Source organism: Aequorivita sinensis (assembly GCF_006346335.1).
Taxonomy (GTDB): Bacteria; Bacteroidota; Bacteroidia; order Flavobacteriales; family Flavobacteriaceae; genus Aequorivita; species Aequorivita sinensis.
On record NZ_VDMC01000002.1, the window covers coordinates 414275 to 439409 of the forward strand.

Consider the following 25135-nt stretch of genomic DNA (forward strand, 5'->3'; position numbering starts at 1 on the left):
GACGTTGTAAAGCGTAAATATAACAACATTCGCTTCACAAAAGCAAAAAAATGCTTAAAATTTTCTATAATAAATAATAATATCGGCAAAAGTGTGTTGCTTAAACCTATATAGTATCTTTGCAATCCCGATAGCAGGTGGAAATAAAAAAGAAAGATATTACATTGAAAACAGAAACTGTAGATACTAAGAACAACATCCTTATTCAAGGGGCAAAGCTTCACAATCTAAAAAATATAACGGTTGCTATACCCCGTAATAAACTGGTGGTTATTACCGGACTTTCTGGAAGTGGTAAATCCAGTTTGGCATTCGATACGCTTTACGCTGAAGGGCAACGCCGCTATGTAGAAAGCCTTTCGAGTTATGCTCGTCAGTTTTTAGGAAGATTGGACAAGCCTAAAGTTGATTCTATTAAAGGTATTTCTCCTGCCATTGCCATTGAACAAAAGGTAAATTCAACAAATCCAAGGTCTACCGTAGGTACTTCCACCGAAATTTATGATTACCTTAAATTACTTTACACGCGAATTGGGAAAACAATTTCTCCAATTTCAGGAAGAGAAGTAAAAAAGGACACCACTTCCGATGTAATAAAATTTATCAAGACCTTTTCAGAAGGCGAAAAATTATTGCTCCTTGCTCCTGTTCATCTTGAAGAAGGACGAACAATGGAAAATAAAATTCAAGCCCTAGCGCAACAAGGTTATGCTCGTGTAAAGGTTAAAGATGAAGTGATACGCATAGATGAGTTGAAATCTTTTCCAGAGAAAATTGATGTTGTTGTAGATCGCGTTATTACAAAAAATGAAGAAGATTTTTACAACCGTCTTGCCGATGCAGTTGAAATAGCCTTTTTTGAAGGTAAAGGTGAACTGTATATCGAGGAGCTATCTTCTAAAAAAATCACTGAATTTAACAATCGTTTTGAAGCTGATGGAATGTCGTTTATGGAACCCAACGCTCACTTGTTTAGCTTTAACAATCCTTATGGCGCTTGTCCCGTTTGTGAAGGTTATGGCGATGTAATTGGGATAGACGAAGATTTAGTAATTCCAAATACTGCTCTTTCTGTTTACGAAAATGCTATTTTTCCTTGGCGAGGTGAAAGCATGAGCTGGTATCGAGATCAGTTGGTAAATAGCGCTTATAAATTCGATTTTCCTATTCACAAACCTTGGTTTCAACTTACTGATGAACAGAAACAATTGGTTTGGAAGGGGAATAAACATTTTGAAGGCTTAAACTCATTTTTTTCATTTTTAGAATCGAAGAGTTATAAAATTCAAAATCGAGTAATGTTATCACGTTACCGAGGAAAAACGAAATGTGCTACTTGTAAAGGAAAACGACTTCGGCCTGAAGCTAGCTACATAAAAATAAACAATACTTCAATTCAAGAATTAGTTGAACTACCACTTGATAAGCTTGCCAATTTCTTTAAAAATCTTGAATTATCAGAATACGATGCTAAGGTAGGAAAGCGCTTATTATTGGAAATTAACAATCGCATTAGCTTTTTAAGAGATGTTGGTTTAGGCTACTTAACTCTTAATCGTAAATCGAATACACTTTCTGGTGGAGAGTCGCAACGAATAAACCTCGCTACATCCTTAGGAAGCAGCTTGGTAGGTTCGATGTATATATTGGATGAACCTAGCATCGGATTACATCCAAAAGATACAGAAAGGCTTATTGTAGTTTTGAAGGCATTACGCGATTTAGGAAATACGGTGATTGTAGTAGAACACGATGAAGATATTATGAAAGCCGCCGATCAGATTATAGACATCGGCCCTGAAGCTGGAACATTTGGAGGTGAAGTGGTGGCTCAAGGAAATTATAAAGAGATACTAAAATCTGATTCGCTTACTGCAAAATACCTCAATGGCGAGATGGAAATTGAAGTTCCGAAGAAACGCCGGACGTCCAAAAATAAAATTTCTATTACCGGCGCTAGACAGAACAATTTAAAAAACATCGATATTACCTTTCCGCTCAATGTTTTTACAGCGGTAACTGGTGTTTCTGGAAGTGGAAAAAGCACCTTGGTTAAAAAAATACTATACCCTGCCCTACTGCGTGAAATTGGTGGTTATGGTGAAAAACCTGGTCAGTTTTCAGAAATTACAGGGGATTTCAATACCATAAAAAGTATAGAATTTATAGATCAAAACCCAATCGGTCGTTCTAGCCGAAGTAATCCAGTTACCTATATTAAGGCGTACGATGATATTCGAAATCTCTTCGCCTCACAAAAACTATCGGACATACGCGGATTTAAACCAAAACATTTCTCATTTAACGTAGATGGCGGTCGATGCGAAACCTGTAAAGGTGAAGGGGAAGTAACTGTAGAAATGCAGTTTATGGCCGATGTACATTTAGTATGTGATACCTGTAATGGCAAGCGCTTCAAAAAAGAAGTCTTAGAAGTTACATTTCAAGATAAAAATATAGACGATGTTTTAAGCATGACGGTTGATGATGCTGTAGCCTTTTTTGGCAAACATGCACAGTCAAAAATAGCTGCAAAACTACAGCCACTACAAGATGTTGGACTTGGGTACGTTCAATTAGGACAAAGCTCTTCTACCCTTTCAGGAGGAGAAGCGCAACGTATTAAACTCGCTTCATTTCTGGTAAAAGGAACTTCAAAAGAAAAAACTGTATTTATTTTTGATGAACCTACTACGGGGCTGCATTTTCACGATATTAAAAAGCTACTCGCTTCCTTTTATGCTTTATTAGAAAAAGGACATACAGTAATTGTTGTAGAACACAACCAAGACCTTATTAAATGCGCCGACTATATTATAGACCTGGGTCCTGAAGGAGGAGAAAATGGAGGACAAATTGTAGCTCAAGGCACTCCAGAAGAGGTAGTAAAAAGCAAAGAATCATTTACAGCTGCATATTTAAAAGAGAAGCTATAATTTCTCTAATTTGGCATACTATTTGAAATTAAACCAACAGAAACTTTTAGTTTTTGGTTGGTTAGTTTTAAAAACCCGTTGCAAATGGTAATTCATTTCAGCGGGTTTTTTTGATCAATAAAATACAAACTGAAGAAAATCCCCCCTCCCAACCACTTCTCTCTGTTCTCTTCTCTCTGTTCTTTTCTCTTTGCCCTCCCTCAAACCACATCTGATAATCAACACTTTAAAACTTTGGCACGGTCGTTGAATAATCTAGAACGTACCGAACTACCAAAGAACTTAGAGAAAGTACAAACCTTTAAATCTTTACCTTATGAAAAACTTAGCACTTATCTTCAGCATACTTTTTATGGGATTATCTGCTACTGCAGCATCTCCAGAAAGTGAAAACAATATTAGAAGAAGTTATGACGGCAACGCATACATCTTCGTAGAAGGCGATGTAGAGTTTTCTGTCTTCCCAGATGGACAATTCGATTTCGTTTATATCGGACCTCAAAAAGGTTCTAATGTAACTATAACCTCCCGAAACGTTAATATAAGTTTCAACTCAGGGTATAATTATGACGCTTATGTTCAGTACGACGATTATGGAGCGGTAATTCAGGTAGAAAATGTACCTATTTACTACGACGAATACGGACGTATTATTCAAGCAGGGAATGTAGATATTCGTTACAACAACCGACGTTTAGTACGAGTAGGTGGCTTACACGTAATATATAACCATTACGGTCATTTTTCACATGTAAGTGGATATATTAACCCTTACAACAGATATTACGTTTACCGTCCGTGGCATGTTTATTATGCTAGACCACTCTATACACACTGTGTGGTTTACGACAGACCTTATAGAAGATACTATAAGCCTGTACGTTATAGTTACCACGAGCATATAGTGTATTACAAAAAGAGAGATAAAGTAGCTTACCACAACGGGCGTAGAGATTTTTATCGCCCAGGAAGCCGTGTGTACGATAAAAGAGGAAGAGCGTCTATTAATAAAGACTTCAACCCAAGTAGAGAAAACACTATGATTTCTAACAATACTAGAGTTAAAAACTCGGTTAGAAATAACGATAGATCAAACAATGCTGTACGTTCAAACACAAGAAGCAATACAGTAACAAGAGATGTAAGCACTTCAAGTAGAGGTGCCGTAAAAACTGATAGAAACGTTAGAAATGGTAGCGTAAATGCTAACAGTAATCGCAACAAGAAAAGTGTTTTAACTCGTACAAATAACAACACACCTGTTAAGAGTTCGAACACTAGAACGAGAAGCGTGGAGCAAAGGAATACTCCTAGAACTGTAAAGAGTACTAGAAGCAATACCAGTAGAGCTACAACAGTTTCACAGAATAGAAACAGTACAGTTAAAACACAAACTAGAAATGTTTCAACAAATAAAAGTAATAGAACAGTAACTAGAAATAAATCTCAAGCTCCTACGCGCACCACAACAAACCGTAGTACTTCAGTAAAAAAATCTAGTGCACCTGCTCCTAGCAGAACAAAAGCAAATACCTCAAGAGGAAGTTCTTCAAGAGAATCTAATTCTAAAGGATCTAGAGGAAGAGGTTAAAAATAGTTTTTTGGTTGGTTTGTTAACCCCTCGTGATTCACAAAACGTGAAACTCGGGGGGTTGACTTTTTTAATTCAGAATTAAAAAATTCAGAATTCAGAATTCAGAATTATGATTTGGGTATTTGGAATTTGGTGTTTGGAATTTGGAAGTTAGAAATTAGATGTTAGAAGTTAAAAACTAAAATCTAGACTAACTTCTCATACCTCCTTTTAATTCAGAATTAAAAATTATGGACTACGATTTTGGAATTTGGAATTTGGAATTTGGAAGTTAGAAGCTAGAAGTTAGAAACTAGAAACTAGACTTCGGTCTAGCATCTTAAATCTCACGTCTCAAATCTTTTATGAATTATGATTTTGGAATTTGGAATTTGTTATTTGGAGTTTGTTATTTGGAGTTTGTTATTTGGAGTTTGGAAGTTAGAAACTAGAAGTTAGAAACTAGAAACTAGACTTCGGTCTAGCGTCTTAAATCTCACGTCTCAAATCTTTTATGAATTATGATTTTGGAATTTGGAATTTGGAATTTGGAATTTGGAATTTGGAAGTTAGAAACTAGAAGTTAGAAACTAGAAACTAGACTTCGGTCTAGCGTCTTAAATCTCACGTCTCAAGTCTTTTATGAATTATGATTTTGGGATTTGGAATTTGTTATTTGGAGTTTGTTATTTGGAGTTTGGAAGTTAGAAGCTAGAAGCTAGAAGTTAGAAACTAGACTTCGGTCTAGCATCTTAAAACTCACGTCTCAAATCTTTTATTAATTATGCTTTTGAGATTTGGAAATTGCTATTTGTTATTTGGAATTTGGAGTTTGGTGTTTAGTGTTTGGAATTTGTTATTTGGAATTTGGAAATTAGAAGTTAGAAGTTAGAAACTAGACTTCGGTCTAGCGTCTCAAATCTCACATCTCAAATCTTATTAATTAGGAATTATAGATTACGATTTTGGTATTTGGAATTTGTTATTTGGAATTTGTTATTTGGTGTTTGGTATTTGGAGTTTGGTATTTGGAATTTGGAATTTGGAAGTTAGAAACTAGAAGTTAGAAACTAGAAACTAGACTTCGGTCTAGCATCTTAAATCTCACGTCTCAAATCTTATTAATTATGCTTTTGGAATTTGGTATCTGGAATTAATCTTCTTCAACCAACTACCCTCTCACTACTAGAAGTTAAAAGTTAGAAATTAGAAGTTAGAAAACAGAATCAAGACTTCAATCTAGCGTCTCAAATCTCACGTCTCAAATCTTTTATTAATTATGCTTTTGAGATTTGGAATTTGTTATTTGGAGTTTGTTATTTGGAATTTGAAATTTGATTCTTCTCTCCCAACTACAAACTATCTACTACAAACTAAAAACTAAGGATTTCCACCATCGGCAAACTGGACTTCGTATAGGTTTCTATAGAAACCGTTTTCGTTTTCTAGGAGTTCGTGGTGGGTGCCTTCTTCAACAATTTTACCAGCATCCATAACGATAATTTTATCGGCTTTTTTAATTGTCGCTAATCGGTGAGCGATTACAATAGAAGTACGGTCTTTTGTGATTTTATCGGTGGCTGTTTGAATCAGCTCTTCAGAATAGGTGTCTACAGACGAAGTGGCTTCATCGAGCACCAAAATACTTGGTTTGCTTACATAAGCGCGTAAGAACGAAATTAACTGTCGTTGCCCCGAAGAAAGCATACTTCCTCGTTCTTTTACGTTGTAGTGATAACCCCCTGGTAAACTCTCTATAAACTTGTGAACCCCGATTTCTTTAGCTGCAGCTATAACCTCATCTTCGGTGATGTTTGGATTGTTGAGCGTAATATTGTTGTAAATAGTATCCGCAAAAAGGAAGACATCCTGAAGTACAACAGCTATCTGACTCGTTAAAGAAGCTAAGGTGTACTCTTTTATATCGATATTATCAATTTTAATCACTCCGCTATTTATTTCGTAAAAACGATTTAGCAGATTGATAATTGTAGATTTTCCTGCTCCTGTTGCTCCCACTATGGCAACGGTATCCCCTGGATTCGCTTTAAAAGAAATACCTTTTATTACTTCTTCCCCTTCAATATAACCAAAATGTACATCAACAAATTCTATTTCACCCTTAGTGTTGGTGTAGTTTATAGTTCCATTGTCTTCTATATGCGATCTGGTATCTAAGATCCCAAATACGCGGTTTGCAGCCACCATTCCCATTTGCAGGGTATTGAATTTATCGGCAATTTGCCTAAGCGGTCTAAAAAGCATTTCGGCATACTGAATAAATGCCGTTATAATACCTAGGGTTACAGCTCCTCCTCCAATAACATTTAATCCACCGTACCAAACTACAAGACCCGTTGCAATTGCACCTGCCATTTCCGCAATAGGGAAAAATATAGAGTTATACCACACGGTACGAATCCAAGCTGTTCGGTGTTTTTTATTAATTTCCTGAAAGCGTTCGTATTCTGTTTTTTCTCGAGTGAAAATCTGTACAATCTTCATCCCTGTGATTCGCTCTTGAACAAAGGAGTTTAAATTGGCTACTTGATTACGAACATCTTCAAAAGCTACTTTCATCGCTTTTTGGAAGACGCGAGTCGCATACAAGATAAAAGGCAATACAATAAACACTATAAGCGATAATCGCCAACTTTGTGTAAGCATAAACCCTGCAATAACTAGCATTTTTAGTAAGTCGCTAATTATCATAAACAAGCCTTCGCTAAAAATACTGCTTATGGTTTCTACGTCGTTTACCGCGCGAGTAGTAAGTCTTCCCACCGCACTTTTATCGAAGTACTGCATTTTAAAGCTAGTCATTAATCGGAAAAGCTTTTGTCGCATATCCCGAATAACACTTTGTCCGAGCCAGTTGGTGTAAAAGATAAAAGCAAATTGAAACACCACTTCCAAAATTAGCACCACTAGCATTAGAATAACGTAGGTCATAAAGCCTTCGCTATCTTTTGGTACTATCGAATCGTCTATAGCTAGTTTTAAAAGGTAAGGACGCAGAACCGCCAAACCAGACATAACAATTGCAGCAAAAGCAACAAATATGAAGATGCCTCGGTAGGGTTTAGTAAAGCTCATTAATCGTTTAAAGAGCTTAAAATCGAATGCGTTGCCTTTGTTTTCTGACACTAGTTACTTACTTGATTTATTTTTAAAATTAACGGTTGAAGTCTTTAGCTATAGACCGTTTGTAATGCGCTAATTTGGATTTAAATACCTCGCCTAAAAATTAGATTTTATGCGACTTGCAAATTTAGGGCTTTTGGATGTATTAGACCAAGATAAAGTTTTGTTGGTTTGGGGTGAATTGAAAAAAAGCACTATCACCATAAAAACTCCAAATTGAACATTTATTGGCTTAACGCAAAGCAGATTCTAAAAGGTTTTGAAGAGATAGTTGAATAAAAAAGATTTGAAATTTATTAAATTTAGTAAGAGTAATTATACTTAATGATGAAGAGTTTGATAAAAACAAGAAAAAACTAGCTTCTATAAATGGATAATAACTTATCTATTAAAATTTTTGAATTATAATTTTCAATAACAAACTCTCTCCCCTCTTTCCCCATTTTTTTAGCCTTTTCAGGATTTTTAATTAGTAATTCTATACAATCAGCAAAAGCTTTAACATCATTTTCCTTAACAACAAATCCAGTTTTATTTGGCACTAACCCATATTTCATACCACCAACATCCGAGACAATTACAGGCAACTCCATGGCCTGAGCTTCTTGAATAACCAATCCCTGATTTTCTGCTCTACCATCAACTTTATTATAAATACCTGGTAAAATAAAGGCATTACAGTCATTAAAAACATCAATAATATCTTCCTGAGTCATAGCTCCTAATATCTCTACGGTATTTGAAAGCTCTAATCTATCTATTTCTATTTCAAGTTGAGTTTTAAGCTCACCACTACCTATAATTTTTAGTGATATACCATCAAAACCTCTGCTTATAAGCTCTTTAATTATGGTTGGGAGAAGCATAGCCCCTTTAAAAGGTACAAGTCTTCCACAATAAACTAACTTAAAACCACCTAATGACTTTAATTTTGATTCTGTTTTTCTAAATAAGGAACTGTCTAATCCAACAGGTAATATAGAGACATTAGTCAAACTTGAATTAACCTTATCTAAAATTTCTTTTGTATATATTGTGTTTACTGTAAAATGATTCGCCTCCTCAAATAACATTCTATACTGTAATTTATATGCTTCAGTTTTTGATGGGTTTATGTCATAGCCATGAAAAGAGACTACTAATTTAGCATCCTGTAAAAATCCTTCTCTTTTATATCTTGCAATACTTTGAGCATTATTTGCGAAATGAACATGAACAACATCAAATTTTTTATTCAACACAAAAAATTTTCGATTATAAAACGTTTTAAGATTTATAGCCTTTTTACCGTATTTAGAATAGTTTAAAGTTTTAAATAAAAGTTTCCAATTTATGTTAGAAAAGTTTTTAATCATTATTAATAAAAAGCTACGCAGCTTCTTAAGCTTACCATTTGGTGGTTTTTCTCTATAAACAACTTTATCTAATAAGTTATATCTAATAATACTTTTATGTAATTTTTGGGGGATTGTCTTTTGGTAGGAATATATATAAACGGAATGCCCTTTATCTATAAGGGAAGTAATCTGATTAACAATAAATGTTTCAGATACCGTAGGAAAAACACCGACAACAACAGCTATATTTAATGACTTTACATTACCCATTAATTATTTTAACAACCAAACTTTTATTGTATCCCTATTTTTTTTATAATCTGAAAATTTAGTTAGCAGCCTACTTAGGTTCCTGAAATATTCTTTAGCTAGCTCTTTCTCTTCAAAGGAACCATTAATTCGATTTAGAGTTTGCCTAGTTATATCCTTTTTCATCATGCGGTAGGCACGTTTATAAAAATCAACTTTTCCATACTCTTTGTTGTTTAGGGCATCGGTGTAAATACTTACCACAAAATTAGATTCGGAAATGGCCTTACGAATTCTTTGCACATAACCAAGATTCATCCTTCCTTCTGGCATCCAATGTTGAAAATATAGTCTTTCATCGTACCACATTTTATATCCTAGTAATCGCAATACGTAAGAATATTCTGTGTCACCTCCCGAACTTAGTGAATCTCCTTTTCTACAAGTAAGCAAGGGTTTAAAACCTAAGTTATTTAATTCTAACCAATGGCTTTTTCGTATCACCATTCCTGCGCCATATAAACAACCTTTCTTATTTGTTATATCACCACTTTCTGTTCCTTGCTTAGAAACTGCAAAATACTTTGCATAAGTATCAAACCACTTCGGTCTTTCTTTTTCAAAAACTGCTTCACACCACCCTCCTAAAGCACCAATTTGCGAATCTTTTTCCATGATATCAAAAGCAGTTTGCACATAGCTGTCACAAAGCCAATTGTCATCATCGCAAATTAAAAGATATTCATATTTTGCTTTAGCATAACCTAATTCTTGAGCATAAGACTTCCCAGGTATTGGCTGACTGAAAGAAGTGTATTCTATCGTTGAAACACCATTATCTCGCCACCAATTATCTGCAAAATCTCTTGTGCCGTCTGAAGAATTATTATCTACCAACACTATTTCGACAGGGCAATGACTTTTTTGCATAGCCAGATGCCTTAAGGTTTCTGCTAACCTAGCCTTACCATTATAGGTGCATATTATAATTGAAACCCCTTTTTGCATTTTAAATCCTGTTTAATACCCTTTTAAAGCCATTCTCAAAGACTTTTTTAACAATTGAAATGATTTATAAATCCTCCCTTTATTAGCTCTAAGTTCTTTTGAATTTTGACTCGCTTCTACTTTTCTTTTACCAAACTTATAAGGTATCTCTTTTAGTTTTTCATAATCGTTCTGCAACAAACTATTTTTATAATCCATAAAAATAGGAACAATATCTTCTCTGTTTTCCAAATCGAAATTCTGATTATAAACCGCTATACTCGGAAAATTTTCCATCTTATAATGGCTATAATGAAAGAAAGCTACTGGAGTAGTTTTATCGTTCACATAGTACTTTTCACCACTACTTATAATTTTTCGTTCATGCAGATTCCAATTGGCTACATTATAGCCCAAATGCCTTAAAACATATACTTTATCTAAAAAAGCAGGAGCATAACCTAACCATATCTGATCGTAAAAATAACCATTCTTTAAATCATGAAATCCATAGGCTTGCACCCTTTTGTCCCACCATTTAATAAATGATTTGATTGGTTCTGTATTATTTACTGCTAGAAATCCAAGATTATAAATACCTGTACGCATCAAATCTTTGTCTTGTGGATGCCCTATTTCGCCAGTTGGAGAACAGATATGTGGTGTTAACACCATTTCATTTTCTTTCAGTGCATCAAAAACATGAGTAAAAGTTGAGAAAACCTTAATATCTGGGTCTATATACAATACGGTATTGTAGCTATTATTAAAGAAATGTGTAAATAGCTTTGGTTTTACCACAGTACAGATTTCGGCAATGTTATAGGTGTCTTTTATACCTGCAACCAATTCAGGAAATAATTTATGGACCCATAAAATGGTATCAGCACCTAAGCTCTCATAATTTATGCTTGCATTAGGCTCATCAAGTATAGCTATACAAAAAGTTACATCTGGATGATGTTTTTTAAAGGACACTGCCAATGTCTTAGCATGCGCTAAATAATTATTAGCACAAATGGTAAAAGCTAGTTTCATTAAATATTATATATTAAAGAAATCGTTTAATTTTTTTTAATCCTTCCCTCCTATTTTCAAAACTATAACTTAAAAGAGACACATCATTTTTAAAAATATTAGCTACTTTTTTTTGTCTGCTATTGGTATAAAAATTTGAATAATGACTATACCTTTTAGTTTTGTTTTTATGCAGATTAAAAGTTTTGTTTATAGAAAGGTGTTCTAAAACAAGAGAAATATCGTTTTCAAAATTTTCAAATCTACCAATAAAATCAGGTTTGAACTTTCCTTCAAAATCAAAAAAATCTGTTTGATTTAAAAGATGGTCCCCTAAATACTTCTCAGTAGATCTATCGTTTAAAATTTCAGCAAATTCGTTTGATTTATTTAAGTAGTTATTGAAGCTTCCTTTAATACCAGAATATTTTTGCATCCATAGATAGTCAGAATAAGTTCTGTCCCAAGGATTTCTAATAAATGTAAATTTAAAATAAGTATTCCATTGCTCTTCTGTTACAAGACCCGTTTCTAATAATTGTTTAGAAGTAGCATGTTGCATATGCAATTTACGTATCGGGCACCAACCAAATAAACGTTCATAATCTGGTGGTGTAACTTTAAATTTAACTCCTGGATGAAAAAACTCATTTATACTTGTACCAGCTGTCTTTGGTATATGAATAAAAATACATTTAAGTTCGTGTGATATCATATAAACGATTTTTTATGCAATACACACTTTACAAACCAAACATCTGTTCTAGACTCAAAAATTTCTCTTTGAATATGGTCAAAAACTATTTTAAATCCACAAGCGAGCAATTCATTTTTAAAACTTTCCATTGTTCCATGCTCTTCCTGACTTTCTACTTGTTTTCCTTCAGAATAATTCCAAATATCACTAGTATCGGGTACTATATCAATAGTTAACAACAACTCTCCTCCTTTTTTTAATAATTTTGAAGCTCGTTTAAGCATTTTTAATCGAATACTCCTAGGCATGTGTTCAATAACGGAAACGGAATAAATACAATCAAACCTTTTCAAAGTCCTAACTTTTGTAAAGTCTTGATGCTTAGAATCTATAGTTTTATTAAATATGCTGTAGTCTAAATAGCCCCATTCGTTCCAATTATCTTTATCCTTTAATAATCGTACAGTAGGATGCAGATCAACTGTGGTAACTCTCATTCCCATATCGGTTAAACATAAAGGCACTGGACAAACTCCTGCACCAATATCCAACACTTTAATGTCTTTCTTGTCTTCTAACTGCTCAACAATCCAAGTATACTCAAAAACCCTTGGATAGTGTGCTGTATAAAATCCGAAGTTATGTCTTGAAACATCTACAATATATTGTAGTAAGTCCGGTCGCTTAACTTCTTTAAACGCTTTATTTAAATTTTCAGAAGTAATATCCCTTTGATGTTTATTTTCGTGGAGTGTACCCACTATAACAGAAACATCCCTATACTTTTTCACTATTGCGATTTCATTAAATTTGTTATACTGTGCAACTTCATCAAATATAGAGTTATGGAAATGTGTAATGGTAGAATTAAATTCAGGCTTATCATTATAAGCTCCTATTATAACTCGGTTATTAGCTTTAGAAACTAAACCATAAACAATATTTTTAAAGCTAGTCATATCACTTTGATGTATCAAAACATCAAAACACATAGTAATATCCACATTCTCGATAGAACTATCGGTGATAGGTAACATTTTAAAATTCCAATCTGGTCGTTTTTCTTTCCCTATTTTAATTGCTTCGATGGATACATCTAAACCCAAGTAATTTTCAAAAGGCATTTCCTTCATTAACTCAAGATCTCCACATCCAACATCTATATAAGAAGATTGCTCTTTACCATAAGTCAAGTATCGTAAAAGTTTCTTTTTTTCTTCTAGTATTTTTCCCCGAGAGCCCACTCCACTCCCTAAGTCTGGACAAGTATAATAACGAAAATTCCAAAAAAGAGAATTGCTTAGATTATCTACTAAATTGGAGTTAACCCTATCATTAATAAGTTCTATTGCTTCTTTTACAACTACCCTATTTTTAGGTTTAATTTGTAAATGCTCATTTATTTCATTATGAAAATGTATAATTTTCGGATCTACTTCAATTGGATTATTTATATGAATTGGATAGTTCCATTCAATATCAAGATGCGTTACTTTTTTTCCTAAACTTGCCATAGCTAACGCAAAACCAACTTGATCTGCATGTTTACTATATGTATCTGTAAATATATCTTTTTGTTCAATACACAGATTTGCGTAATGTATCCATTTAGGAGCTAAACTCTTTAAGAAGTCTTTAGATATAATATATAAACCTCCGTTACAGTTATTCCAATCCGTCAATTGTTCTTCATTTAACGGAAACGTGCTTTCTGTCTTTTCAATTTCTAAATTGTTTTTCGCAAAGATGCTTTGTAGTATATCAAAAGGCGGATTAGGAAAGTCAACCACTTTAGCATAAACCTCGTCTGTTAATGATATTCCATTCAAGTCAACTACTGCTGTATCACAATCCATTAAAAACACATAATCAAAATCGTCTTGATTTGTAAATGTTTCTAATTGCACTAACTTATTACAGTACTTATTTCTAACATCAAAAGACTTACTATTTACAATATTAATTTGTTTAGATTTTAAAAAGGATAAGAATTCGTTAGTCACATCAGATACTAAATGAACATAGATAGTTTTAGGCTTAATCCCAATATGCAATAAGCTAGTTAACCAAATGTAACATTGAACCTCCATTATAGGATTGTAATCTAAAACACAAGAAAATAAGCTTTTATTATTCATTAATTATCGTATAAATATTTGGTAGATTTTAATTGAGAGTAAAAAAAATTTAAATCATCTTGGCTAAATAAATTTTCCCAACTATTAATTTTAGCGTCATTGGGTTTTAGCCCTACTTTATCTTTAATAGGATCAATTTTTCTTTTGAAAAATATTTTTTCTGAATAATATTTTAATGGGAAATATTTTTTACAAATTTCTTCGTAAACATTTTCCGGGTTGTTTTTTAAATCTTCAAACCTTAAAAACAATATATTATTTCCAGCCTGCCTTTCCCACTGTAAAATATGATCCTCCCAATGTTGAATGATATTTATATCTAATTTTTTTTTCTGTCCAGGCCCACCTAACCAATCAAGGTCTTTACGTAAAAACTCAGAAAATGAGATACCATGCCATTCTTTATTATAAAATTTTGAATTCCATAATGAAGCAATTACAGCTCTTCCATCTCTATATATGTAAATTGACTTATTTGCCACTTTTGTTTTATCAGGAAAAAAATGTGAGCCAAATAATTTGTGGTAAGGTTCTCCCTCTTCTAATAATAGTTTATTTGACCAGTGCCCATAATAAATAGCACCTTCGGAAGATAAATCTTCATTACTATAGAAATTCTTAGCTAAAAAATTTTCTAAAAAATGTGTCCCACTTCTAGGGTGTGAATATATTTTTATATAATCTTTCATTTAATTAATATTCCAATTACCCAAAAACTGAACAGGTGCATGTCCTGTTTCAATTCCTGTAATACTAATAATACTTATGTTAGAATTATAGAGATAAATCTCACCTCTAGAATTACATTCTTTTATTTCATTAACAGCAACTCCAATGCTATAAGTGCCTTGTCCTAATATTAGGTTTTCTATTTCACCTTCAATAATAACTTCACCTGTTTTACTAAAAACAGAATCTGAAAAAACAGAAAAAAAATTAGCTACTTGTTTTGTTTCTTTATCAATAAATGAATAATTAACAAAATATTTTTTTACTTGCTCCTTAACTTTTAGTTTAAGTTGAAAAGTATATTTATAGTTATGTTTTAAAATTAAAAATCCATTTTCAGCATCTATACAATTAAGGCTATCATTTAATATTTTAAAATCTTTAATCTCAATTAAACCATTACCTCCAATTATACTATCACCATTCTGAAATAATTGATAATACCTTTCTATACCATCAGATACATTCAAACCTCCTATTACTTCAGATCCGTTTTTCATTAGAAGTATCTTATTTGCAATTCTTGAAACTTGCGGCATAGAGTGTGAAACAAAAATTACGGCAGTACTTTTCAATAATTCACCTATTCGCGTTAAACACTTCATTCTAAAACCAACATCCCCAACTGCTAAAACCTCATCTATAATCAACACATCGGGTTCCATTTGTGCGGCTACTGCAAAGCCAAGTCGCACTTTCATCCCGCTACTGTAATTCTGAACAGGCATATCAATAAACTCCCGTATTTCGGCAAAGTCTATTATTTTATCAATCTTTTCGTCTATTTCTTTTTTTGTGAATCCAAGAATAGCCCCGTTGTTATAAATGTTTTCTCTACCGCTAAGAATAGGGTTAAAACCAGCACCAAGCTCTATTAAAGCGCCTACTCTCCCCCTAATGGTAACCTTTCCTGCATCTGGATTTATAAGTCCGTTAAGGATTTTCAACAAAGTAGATTTCCCTGCGCCGTTATGGCCAATAAGTCCGAGACATTCCCCTCGCCTTAACTCGAAGCTAATATCCTTCACCGCCCAAAATTCCTTTGGCCGCAGCTCTCGTTCGTTTTTGTTTCCAGATAAACCAGAAGCCAAATCCTTCACCCCATACCACAAGCTAGTTTTAAGATCCTTACAAAACTTTTTAGAGAGGTTTTCTACTTTTACTAAAATTTCACTTTCGTTCATTAGATGGTGGTTGGTCGTTGGTTGTTGGTTGTTGGTTGTTGGTTGTGAAAAATAGCAATATACTTTTCAAACTTCAACTTTCTATCACTTTTTATATCTAATCAATTTCAAAATTTTCAATCTCTAAGCAATCACTCCATATTAGAGACGAACAATGCACAGGAGTTTAGAGTTTAGAATCTAGAGTTTAGAGTCTAGAACCTAGAATCTAGAATCTAGAATCTCGCATCTCACGTCTCACGTCTCACATCTCGCGTCTAAAAAATCACGCACTCATTCGTTCCACTAAAATTGGAATTGAAATTCTATAGAAAATTAATGCAATAAAAAACAAAGGAATGCAGCAGGCGATTACGATTAAAAAATAAGTGAGGTACGCGGGAGGCATTCCAACAGCAAAATCGCGAGCCGTTAAAATAATTGGTGTAAATGGGTTCCATTCCATTACGGTCTTCATAATTCCACTTTTGGGAATTGCATAAACTACTGGAGTTACATACATTAAAAACTGCAATCCAAAAGTGATCATTCTGCCTATGTCTTTATACAACATCCCTAAAGGGGTGATAAATAAGCCTAATGTAGTTCCAAAGAAAATACCTGCAAATAACACAAAAGGGAAAAGTAAAAGGCTCCAATTGAAACCTACCCCGTAGAAAAAGATGAATAGCAGCAGCAATATTACTTTTACCGAGCTATTAAAGAGAAGTTTTAAAATCCCCGACATCACCAAAGCTTCTTTAGGGAAATTAATTTTCGATAATATTCCTTTGGCGCTATTAGTACTACTTATTGGCGAGTTGATTGCTTCGGTAATTACGGACCACAACAGCGTTCCTGAAAAAGCATATACTGGATAAGGTATTCCTGTATCGGTTAATTGTACCGTACCGGAGCTATTCAGAAAAATCCAAACAAATGCTGTAGCTAGTGGTGTTACAAACGCCCATATTATCCCGAGATAACTCTGTCGATATTGTGCTTGTATGTCTCTTTTTGCTAATTGGAATGACAAGAAACGAGACCGACGAATATCTTTTAAGCTTTCCACTAAAAGCTTCCCGAGATGTAAATTGTTTTCTTTTTGGTAAACTTTGGTTTCCAAGAATAATTATTTAGACAAGAAATATTTTAATGTAGCTAATATAGGTATTTAAAAAGAAAACTATTGGGATTGCAATACTAGATATTTTAACGATTATAGCGCTAATAAAGAATAAAAGTAACGTATGTGTCTTAATATAAATTTTAAGAGAAGTTTTCTGGGTTAATCGATTATTGTCATATAACGAATATCATCAGAACCAGGGTGATTTTGTATTGCACCATTACGTGTTAGTCGCCATTGTAGCCTAAGCGTGGTTGGTTGACCTACTGTTACAGAAACAGGTATCATAGCATGAGAAACTTGATATTTATCCCCTGAAGTAGAAGATAAGGTAGTTGCTCGAGAAATTTCAACAGCATCATTATTATTAACGGTAATTTGGCATTCTGCTTCCTTATTGTTTCCATTTTGCTTTCCACTTAAAAAATAAGACACATAAACTACAGGAGTACGAGGAATAAAAGATATAACCATATTAGGAATATTGCTGAAATTGCCATCATGACATGTTGCATTATCAGTACCAATAACAGGCGGAATATTGTTATTTGTCCCCTTTACTCCAATATGCGTCCACCTATTCCCATACCAGTAATAGAAACCTGGGCCAGTAGTAGTATTGGTATTATAAACCAATAATCCCTCAGTGCTACCTCCTGTTACAGGAGCAATGTTGTTTAAATCGATAATATTTACTTTGGGGATTAAAATCCCTTTATTGGTGCTGTTAACATCTAAAATAGCACCACCCCCAGGAATTGCAGTGTTTATACCAATATTGCCATTGTCATTTATACGCAATCTTTCCTGGCCTCGCGTAGATAAACCTAGTGTATTGAAATCCGGTTTAAATATTCCAGTACCTGGATTTGAAGCCCAACTATATATTGGCTCAGCAGCCGTTCCATCTGTAAAAGCTCTTAAACGACCACCGCTAGTCTGACTTGTTTCTGTAGTAATCTCAAAACGCCTAAGGCCTCTCGTTCTAAAATTTAAAGCGACATTATCAGTAGTCCCTATAAAGTTTAATAATGAAGTAGTCCCAGAGTTTCCCGTAATTTTCCAATCGTCGCTAGCTTCAGAGCTTATGGCTAAACGCTCCCATTTAATACCAGTCCAATAGAAAAACCCTTTTCCCGTAGAAGAATTAGTATTATAAACCAATAAGCTTTCGGTAGCGCCACCATCAATCGGAGCTATTGTGTTGAGGTTTGCAATATTTACGCGGGGTATCAAAACCCCTTTATTTGTGCTAGTTACGTCTAATATAGACCCACCTAAAGGATTCGTAGTATTTATCCCCACCTGAGCGACAGCTTGAGAAACAAATAATACAGAAAATAATAAGAGAAATGATTTTTGGAGCGTGAAGTACAGCTTCATATGGGATATAGTATAAAAGGAGATTAAAATATTTTTTTTGCGGGGAGCGAACAAAACTAAGAAAGATAGACGTGATTGTCAAGTTTTAGCTAAGTTTTTGACATTCCATCAATTGCACTACAATGAATCTTGCTTAAGAGTAGTAAATATAGAATAAAAAAATTTTATAAGTGAAGAAATTACTATTCAGCTATTAGTTGGTAGGGTGGCCATTTTTCTCTGTTGCAGTGCAGTTTAAAGGAAATGGTACTAGTAAAAGAATTTAACTGAAAAATTTTCTCTAAAATCCTTCTGGCGTTGCAACTGTTTCAGTAGTGTTTCCTCCCATATTAACCTCTATCCTGTCACTCCAATTTTTAGTGATAAAATCATTTTTATAAATAGTTACATCCATATAAATATCAGTATTCATGGGCCAAAACCTATAACTTCTACTATTTTGTACAAACCCTTTTATCCACCATTCTCCATTGTATACATAAGCATAAAACTGATGTCCTTCCATAAATCTATTACTGTTATTAGCCTCAGATCTAAACGAAACGTTTGTGGTTTGATCAAGATGAATTAAAAGGTAATAGCCGTGAACTGCAAGGGTGTACTTTTCTGCACTTATTTTGGTATTGTAACCACCTCTTAAGCCATATTCAGAAACATCTCTAAACAAAAACTTGATATAGTTTAAAGGACCATAGGAGCTCGTTCCAATATCGTATTTTACTATTTTAGTTTCATTATCTTTAACTACTAGTAGTTTTGAACTTGTAACATTTAAATCTCCCCCAGGGTTTTCTAGATAGAGTTTATCTTTTACCAAAACATCGCCTATTACATCAAGTGTGGCATTAGGGTTTGGGTTGTTAATTCCAACCTGCGAGAACACCCCAAGACTTTGAATAAATAAAAAAGCTAAAAGAAAATAATGATTTTTCATATTTAATTATTTAAAGACCTATAGGTGCGGGAGCCGATCCTATACTAAAACCATAAAGATTTGCTGTAATTGGAGGAAGTTCTTTAAAATAGTTTCTATCAAATACTATCAAACTCACGTAATACACTATACTATCATTATTGTAACTATCTCTTTCTCTATTTCTTATTTCTAAATGCCACGTGCCTCCTTGCATAAAAGTTCTAGAAACAAAATAGCCTAGACGCGTGTAGTTGGAACCTGTTCGACCTTTTACAATTGGTTGACCTTCATACCTAAAATTGGCAATACCTACAATGTATTTAGATGCATCGTATTGAAGATTTACATTGTTAACATTATCTCTATTTAAATTGTGAAATCTATAGTTAATAATATTAACTGGAGCCACGCTAATTGATTTTACATCTAATTTGGCTACTTCCCCTGGAGGATTGGAATTGCTCTTCCTCAACAATAGATTAAGGTTAGTGCTTTCAGTATTTACACTCTCTAAATTTTCCAACTTAAAATAATTTTGAATTAAAAGTGAGCCTTCAACATCTAATTCATACCCTAGGGTAGGTGTGTCTGTACCAATTCCCACTTGAGAATAACCGAGATAGGTTATACAGAATGCAAATAGAAAAACAATAATTTTTATCATATTAATCGATAATTGGGGAGGCTGCCTCCTTAGTGGTTGCACCATTCATTTCAATAATTTGGTCTGGAAATTCCTTGGCTATATTTCTTGTAATTAAAATAGTGTTTATCGTCCAAGTTCCATTTACAAAACCATCTGTTGTTGCAGATGGATAGTCAGCTCTAATTCGCCACGTTCCAGTAATAGGGTCTACAACTGTAGAAACTGCTGGAATTGCAAAATTCCCAGGGGTACCATCCATAACAAGTTCATGACTAAAATATGCTGATATTACTATCATACCATATTTTGAAGCCTTTATATTTGTATTAAAGTCACTTACCCAATCTCTTCTCACATTGGTTAACTTGTATTCTTGAAAGTAGGCTAAGGAATTACCTGCGTAGGTGGTATTTAGTTCTTTAACTACCTCACCTTGATTTTGAGTCAACAAATAGGGTACGTCCAAATCTTGAATTACGCCCAAATTTTCAATATTAATTGCACCATTTATAGTAGTATTTCCAGCCACCTCTAAGGTGGTTCTAGGGGTAGTGGTATTGATACCTACTTGTGCAAAAATTGGTAATGATAGTAAGCAAGAAATAAATAGTAGAATATTCTTTTTGAAGATGAGGATACGCTTCATGCAGTTAAGTAGTTGGGGATAAAATAGTTATGATATTTTATAAAAAAATCAGTCTTATTACAAACAAACCTATAAAAAATTCGGTAATATTTTAAGGTTTTATTAAGAATTTTTATAAAAGACTGAGAAGTCATTAAAGGGTTGTATAGGAGGGATTTGTTAACGAGGAGATTAGCGATTGTATTATAATAATATAAATATTAACCGCACCAAAACTCTTTATTTATCTAATAGTTTAAGGATAATTCTGAGTAAATTCCATTTCTTGATAAGGCTGTATTTATAGCTTTAAAAATAAAATCCCTGCAAAGATGACTATTGCAGGGGTAATTAAATAAGCAAATATTAATTAGCTTGACTATGACGAAGTATTTTACGATTGAATGAACTTAATCTCTAGAAATTAGCTCTTTTCAAGATTAATGATAATTCTCTAAAAATGAATTAATCTCTCTTTACCTTATCTTTTCCTGTTAATTGTTTTACGGTTTTAGCTACTTCTTCTTCACTTGCTAATTCTTGCTGATTATTATTATTTATGGAGTTTTGTATTTTCTTTACATTATCAAACCTTTTGTCTTCTTTTTTCATTTTCGCTTCTTTTATTTTAAGCAAACTAGGACCTACAGGAAGTCTTAATCCTATATGTTTAGATGTAATTTCTCCCCTAGCGTTTATGTCATCCGCACGATTAGCAACAATCTGCCAAGAAAAACTCACATTACTACTTCCATTACGAAGTTCTTTAACTGTAAAACCATCTATTGACTTGTCAGTGACATAAACTCCATTACATTCACCTTCCAAAGTGATATAAACTTTTAACGGATGCTTATCATCAACATGGAGAGCATTTTTAAGTATTGGATCTATTTTTATGTAAGCTATCCCATTATTTAACTTTCCTACACCGAAATCCTGAAAGAGAATCTCCGGCGCTTCAGGTGAAAACATTATTCGAGGCACCCCATTAGTATCATTAATTAAAGTCGAGTTAGTCCCATTCCCTACTATTTTAAAATTTGTTCCATTATTCCCTTGGTTGTTTGTACTATATTTCATACCCGCATAAGCATAACTTGGTGTTCCATTTTCATTTCCTCCAGAAAAGTAGCCTCCATAATAGCTATCTGCATTTCCTTGAGTCCCATCCGGGCTAACATTATCAAAACCTGCAATTTGCGCATAAGCTCTATTATTTGGTGTAAAAACATCACTATCTGTATCTAAAGTAAACACACCTGCAGCATTCCCTCTATTTTCATTAGTTCTTCTTCCTTCTCCTGCATAAGCGTATATTCCATGCTTAGAGCCAGAACCTGATACTCCTGAACCACCAGTAGTGTAAATTGATAAACTATTAGAACCACCGATTATTCCAGTGCCAGCGGAATGACTATTCACTCCCCAAAAACCATTTGACACTGTATCATCGGTAAATCCAACAACTGCGTCCGCACCGAAAAAAGTATTATCGCTGTAAACAGGCCCATCAAGTCCATAAAAACTAAAACCAAGACCATCCAAACTTTCACCATAAACACCTACACCCCCATAACTATTAACTCCATAAACTCCATATCCATTACCAATATTTTGCCCATACACACCTCTACCTGAACCACCACTAAATCCTCCAATTGCAGTACCATTTATATAGTTAGTACCCACATTAAACTGATGACCAGCATTAACAGGTGAAGCATTAAAACCAATACTTACTTGGCCGTCATTTTCAAACCTCATTCTACTCGAATTGAAGGTAAAAACTTCGAAATGAACATTATCCGTTGTACCTATAAAATTTGTACCCGGCACAGTACCCGCATTCCCTGTTAGCTTCCAATCATCACTAGCATCTGAAGTTGCTGCAATTCGCACCCATCTACTTCCGTCATTAAAATAATATCCTGGAGAAACTCCATTAGTGCCAGTAGTAGTTGCAGTGTTATAAACTGCCATCCCTGCTAAGTGAGCGGATAAAGGAGCTACATTATTAGTTGCAACAAGAGCTACCCTAGGCAAAAGCAATCCTCCAGGAGTAGTTGACGCATCTATCTCTAATAACGCATTGGTATTTGGGTTTGTAGTACCTATCCCCACTTGAGAAAAGGCAGTTATCGTTAGGAATGAAAAAAAATAAAATAGGATTACTTTTCGAAAGGTGTAGTGTTGATTCATCCGTAATTGAAATTTTAAGTTTATACTTAAGTTATGTTGTATCAGAATTTTACAACAATAACAAACATAAAAATAAAATACCTATTTATCATTGATTTTTGAAAAATTTCCATCGTTAATCAATATAAACAACAATAACTTGACATATTCCCACTATAAATATTAAATTATGTGATAAACATCAAAACAATCTAGGAAGTTTATTCATCTGGTGAGATTAAAACAGCATTTAAAATTACACTCTTATTACTCTTTAAATTAGAATTTTTAATACTGTCAATACTTCGTTTATACGTTAAAGTACTTTGATTAGTAATTGGCTCTAAGGATAGAAAAGTTTCCTTACGCAAAGAGTCGTTATCGACAATATTACTGCTTGAAATTCTTGAATGAAAAGTTTTTTCTACTGTTGTAGCAGCCGGATTAATTAGAACTGGCGTAAGAGTTAAATTCCTTGTACTTGTTTTAGACGAATTTTCTTCACTTTGATTATTAACTTGATCATAATTTTTTTCTTGAGTTATTCCAATTGCTGAATAAAACAAGCAACTTATAATAAATATTAATTTTATTGCTTTCATATTATCGTATAATAGTAATATTAAAAATCATATCCGGATAAATAACAAAACCAGTGTTATTAGACACGACAAAGCGAACTCCATTTGTTCTTATCTCTATATTGTGAATCGTTATATCGTCATAAATAGGTGAAGTCCAATTTCCTTGAATATTTACAAATGCAGATGCGCTAGTTGTAAGTCCTGTTAAATTCACTGTTATTGAAATTACATCGCCAGGATTTAAAGTCGTCCCATTTATAGTAGCATATCTATTAATTTGGTTTACATTCCCTAAGCTTCCACCCCAAACTGGAGTACTTCCCGGACCATTTGAAACCAAAACTCTTCCTGCATCTCCCGCCTGATTTCCAGGCATAAACGCACCATTAATCCTTAAATTTCCATCCACTTCTAGCTTCTCAGATGCATTTGCTCCTGAACCAATTCTCATATTTCCACTTGAAGATACTCTCACTCGCTCATTACCATTTGTTGAAAACCCTAGCGAATTTGCTCCTACCCTATAAATTCCAGTATCAGTATCTGAAGACCAAGAATAAACAGGTAATGCCGCAGTACCATCTGTCATAGCTCGTAATTTCCCACGATTGGTCGCATTGCCACTTGAAATTTCAAAAGCTTCTGCGTTAGAGGTTCTAAATCTTAAATTAGTTGCATCTAAAGTTCCTATAAAATTATTAGTAGCATTTAACCCGTTATTCCCTGTTAAAGTCCAGTCATCGTTTGGAACTGAAGCATCAGCTATGCGCACCCAATTTACTCCATTATTAAAATAATAACCAGGAGTAACAATGTTTGGAGCAGTACCTGCTGTAACAGTATTATAAACCAACATCCCTGCAACATGTGCAGAAAGTGGTAAAAAACTATCAGTTGAGGAAAGCGCTACACTTGGCAACAATAAACCACCCTCCGCTCCCGGGGAAGAATGAACTTCTAAAACTGCATTAGTGTTTGGATTAGTAGTACCAACCCCTACTTGAGCTATTGTGTTTTGATAAAATAATACGAATAGGAATATGAGCCCAAAGATCCCCACCTTTTGGAAGTATATTTTCATAATAAAGCTTTTTCAAGGGTTACCCCCTAATTCATAATTGGTTAAAACATCAATGAATTTACAATATATAGTTGACTTTATTGATTTTTTAATGTTAAATAAACGTGTTTACTAAGAAAACATAAATTATAAGCACTTATACTTATTAAAACCGTAAAATCATTTTTGCAAAATATACCAAAGTTTAAAAGCATCAAAACCTCTGAAATGATAGGTTGGGTGTTGGTCTTTAGTCTTTAGTCGTTAGTCTTTAGTCGGTGGTCGTTAGTTGTTGGTAGAGAATCGTTTTTAATGTCATTTCAATTATCCACTACCCCTGTGTCCAGATTCTAAATTCTCGGCTCTCTTATCTCCCCACTAAACACTTTCGCATCCAGAATTTATCCTACGTCTTACGTCCTACAGTCCTACGTCAATAAGCACCCCTCACCACTTTCGCATCCAGAATTTATCCCACGTCTTATGTCCTACAGTCCTACGTCAATAAGCACCCCTCACCACTTTCGCATCCATAATTTATCCTACGTCTTACGTCCTACAGCCCTACGTCAATAAACACCCCTCACCACTTTCGCATCCAGAATTTATCCTACGTCTTACGTCCTACAGTCCTACGTCAA

At 33.8% G+C, this 25135-nt stretch carries 18 protein-coding genes; 2 read left to right on the forward strand and 16 right to left on the reverse strand.

Features of this window, described 5'->3' with window-relative positions; genetic code table 11:
• Nucleotides 1-164 precede the first annotated feature (164 nt).
• Together uvrA and FHP04_RS04870 are read left to right on the forward strand one after the other, a co-directional pair.
• Nucleotides 165-2936, forward strand: a complete 2772-nt coding sequence (gene uvrA, locus FHP04_RS04865; protein ID WP_139854861.1) for an excinuclease ABC subunit UvrA — start codon at nucleotides 165-167, stop codon at nucleotides 2934-2936.
• Nucleotides 2937-3252: 316 nt separating this feature from the next.
• Nucleotides 3253-4527, forward strand: a complete 1275-nt coding sequence (locus FHP04_RS04870; protein ID WP_139854862.1) for a hypothetical protein — start codon at nucleotides 3253-3255, stop codon at nucleotides 4525-4527.
• 1362 nt (nucleotides 4528-5889) lie between these two features.
• Here the strand turns inward: FHP04_RS04870 and FHP04_RS04875 are convergent.
• From FHP04_RS04875 to FHP04_RS04950, 16 genes are all read right to left on the reverse strand, one after another.
• Complete coding sequence (locus FHP04_RS04875) at nucleotides 5890-7656, reverse strand: ABC transporter ATP-binding protein (RefSeq protein WP_139854863.1); 1767 nt, start codon at nucleotides 7654-7656, stop codon at nucleotides 5890-5892.
• 353 nt (nucleotides 7657-8009) lie between these two features.
• The gene (locus FHP04_RS04880; protein ID WP_139854864.1) at nucleotides 8010-9260 is read right to left on the reverse strand and encodes a glycosyltransferase; all 1251 of its coding nucleotides are present in this window, start codon (nucleotides 9258-9260) and stop codon (nucleotides 8010-8012) included.
• A 3-nt stretch (nucleotides 9261-9263) separates the two neighbouring features.
• Nucleotides 9264-10247, reverse strand: a complete 984-nt coding sequence (locus FHP04_RS04885; RefSeq protein ID WP_139854865.1) for a glycosyltransferase — start codon at nucleotides 10245-10247, stop codon at nucleotides 9264-9266.
• Nucleotides 10248-10259: 12 nt separating this feature from the next.
• A complete protein-coding gene (locus tag FHP04_RS04890; RefSeq protein ID WP_139854866.1) occupies nucleotides 10260-11264 on the reverse strand; it encodes a glycosyltransferase family protein in 1005 nt (334 codons plus the stop codon).
• A gap of 13 nt (nucleotides 11265-11277) precedes the next feature.
• A complete protein-coding gene (locus tag FHP04_RS04895; RefSeq protein WP_139854867.1) occupies nucleotides 11278-11958 on the reverse strand; it encodes a sulfotransferase family 2 domain-containing protein in 681 nt (226 codons plus the stop codon).
• On the reverse strand, nucleotides 11955-14078 hold the full coding sequence (locus FHP04_RS04900) for a methyltransferase domain-containing protein (RefSeq protein ID WP_139854868.1): 2124 nt from the start codon (nucleotides 14076-14078) through the stop codon (nucleotides 11955-11957). Before FHP04_RS04900 ends, FHP04_RS04895 begins: the two co-directional genes overlap by 4 nt.
• Nucleotides 14078-14767 carry a sulfotransferase domain-containing protein gene (locus tag FHP04_RS04905; RefSeq protein ID WP_139854869.1) on the reverse strand — a complete coding sequence of 230 codons (690 nt, stop codon included), beginning with the start codon at nucleotides 14765-14767 and terminating at the stop codon, nucleotides 14078-14080. Before FHP04_RS04905 ends, FHP04_RS04900 begins: the two co-directional genes overlap by 1 nt.
• Nucleotides 14768-15991 (reverse strand): ABC transporter ATP-binding protein, encoded by a 1224-nt coding sequence (locus tag FHP04_RS04910; RefSeq protein WP_139854870.1) that lies wholly within the window; start codon nucleotides 15989-15991, stop codon nucleotides 14768-14770.
• A gap of 265 nt (nucleotides 15992-16256) precedes the next feature.
• Nucleotides 16257-17096 carry an ABC transporter permease gene (locus FHP04_RS04915; RefSeq protein ID WP_139854871.1) on the reverse strand — a complete coding sequence of 280 codons (840 nt, stop codon included), beginning with the start codon at nucleotides 17094-17096 and terminating at the stop codon, nucleotides 16257-16259.
• Between the two features lie 162 nt (nucleotides 17097-17258).
• Nucleotides 17259-18482, reverse strand: coding sequence for a hypothetical protein (locus tag FHP04_RS04920; RefSeq protein ID WP_139854872.1), 1224 nt, complete (start codon nucleotides 18480-18482; stop codon nucleotides 17259-17261).
• Between the two features lie 280 nt (nucleotides 18483-18762).
• Nucleotides 18763-19416, reverse strand: a complete 654-nt coding sequence (locus FHP04_RS04925; RefSeq protein WP_139854873.1) for a hypothetical protein — start codon at nucleotides 19414-19416, stop codon at nucleotides 18763-18765.
• Between the two features lie 10 nt (nucleotides 19417-19426).
• Nucleotides 19427-20062, reverse strand: a complete 636-nt coding sequence (locus tag FHP04_RS04930; RefSeq protein WP_139854874.1) for a hypothetical protein — start codon at nucleotides 20060-20062, stop codon at nucleotides 19427-19429.
• A 1-nt stretch (nucleotide 20063) separates the two neighbouring features.
• The gene (locus tag FHP04_RS04935; RefSeq protein WP_139854875.1) at nucleotides 20064-20690 is read right to left on the reverse strand and encodes a hypothetical protein; all 627 of its coding nucleotides are present in this window, start codon (nucleotides 20688-20690) and stop codon (nucleotides 20064-20066) included.
• A gap of 444 nt (nucleotides 20691-21134) precedes the next feature.
• Nucleotides 21135-22871, reverse strand: a complete 1737-nt coding sequence (locus FHP04_RS04940) for a hypothetical protein (RefSeq protein ID WP_139854876.1) — start codon at nucleotides 22869-22871, stop codon at nucleotides 21135-21137.
• Nucleotides 22872-23071: 200 nt separating this feature from the next.
• A complete protein-coding gene (locus tag FHP04_RS04945; protein ID WP_139854877.1) occupies nucleotides 23072-23452 on the reverse strand; it encodes a hypothetical protein in 381 nt (126 codons plus the stop codon).
• 1 nt (nucleotide 23453) lies between these two features.
• Nucleotides 23454-24515, reverse strand: a complete 1062-nt coding sequence (locus tag FHP04_RS04950; protein WP_139854878.1) for a hypothetical protein — start codon at nucleotides 24513-24515, stop codon at nucleotides 23454-23456.
• Nucleotides 24516-25135: the final 620 nt, after the last annotated feature.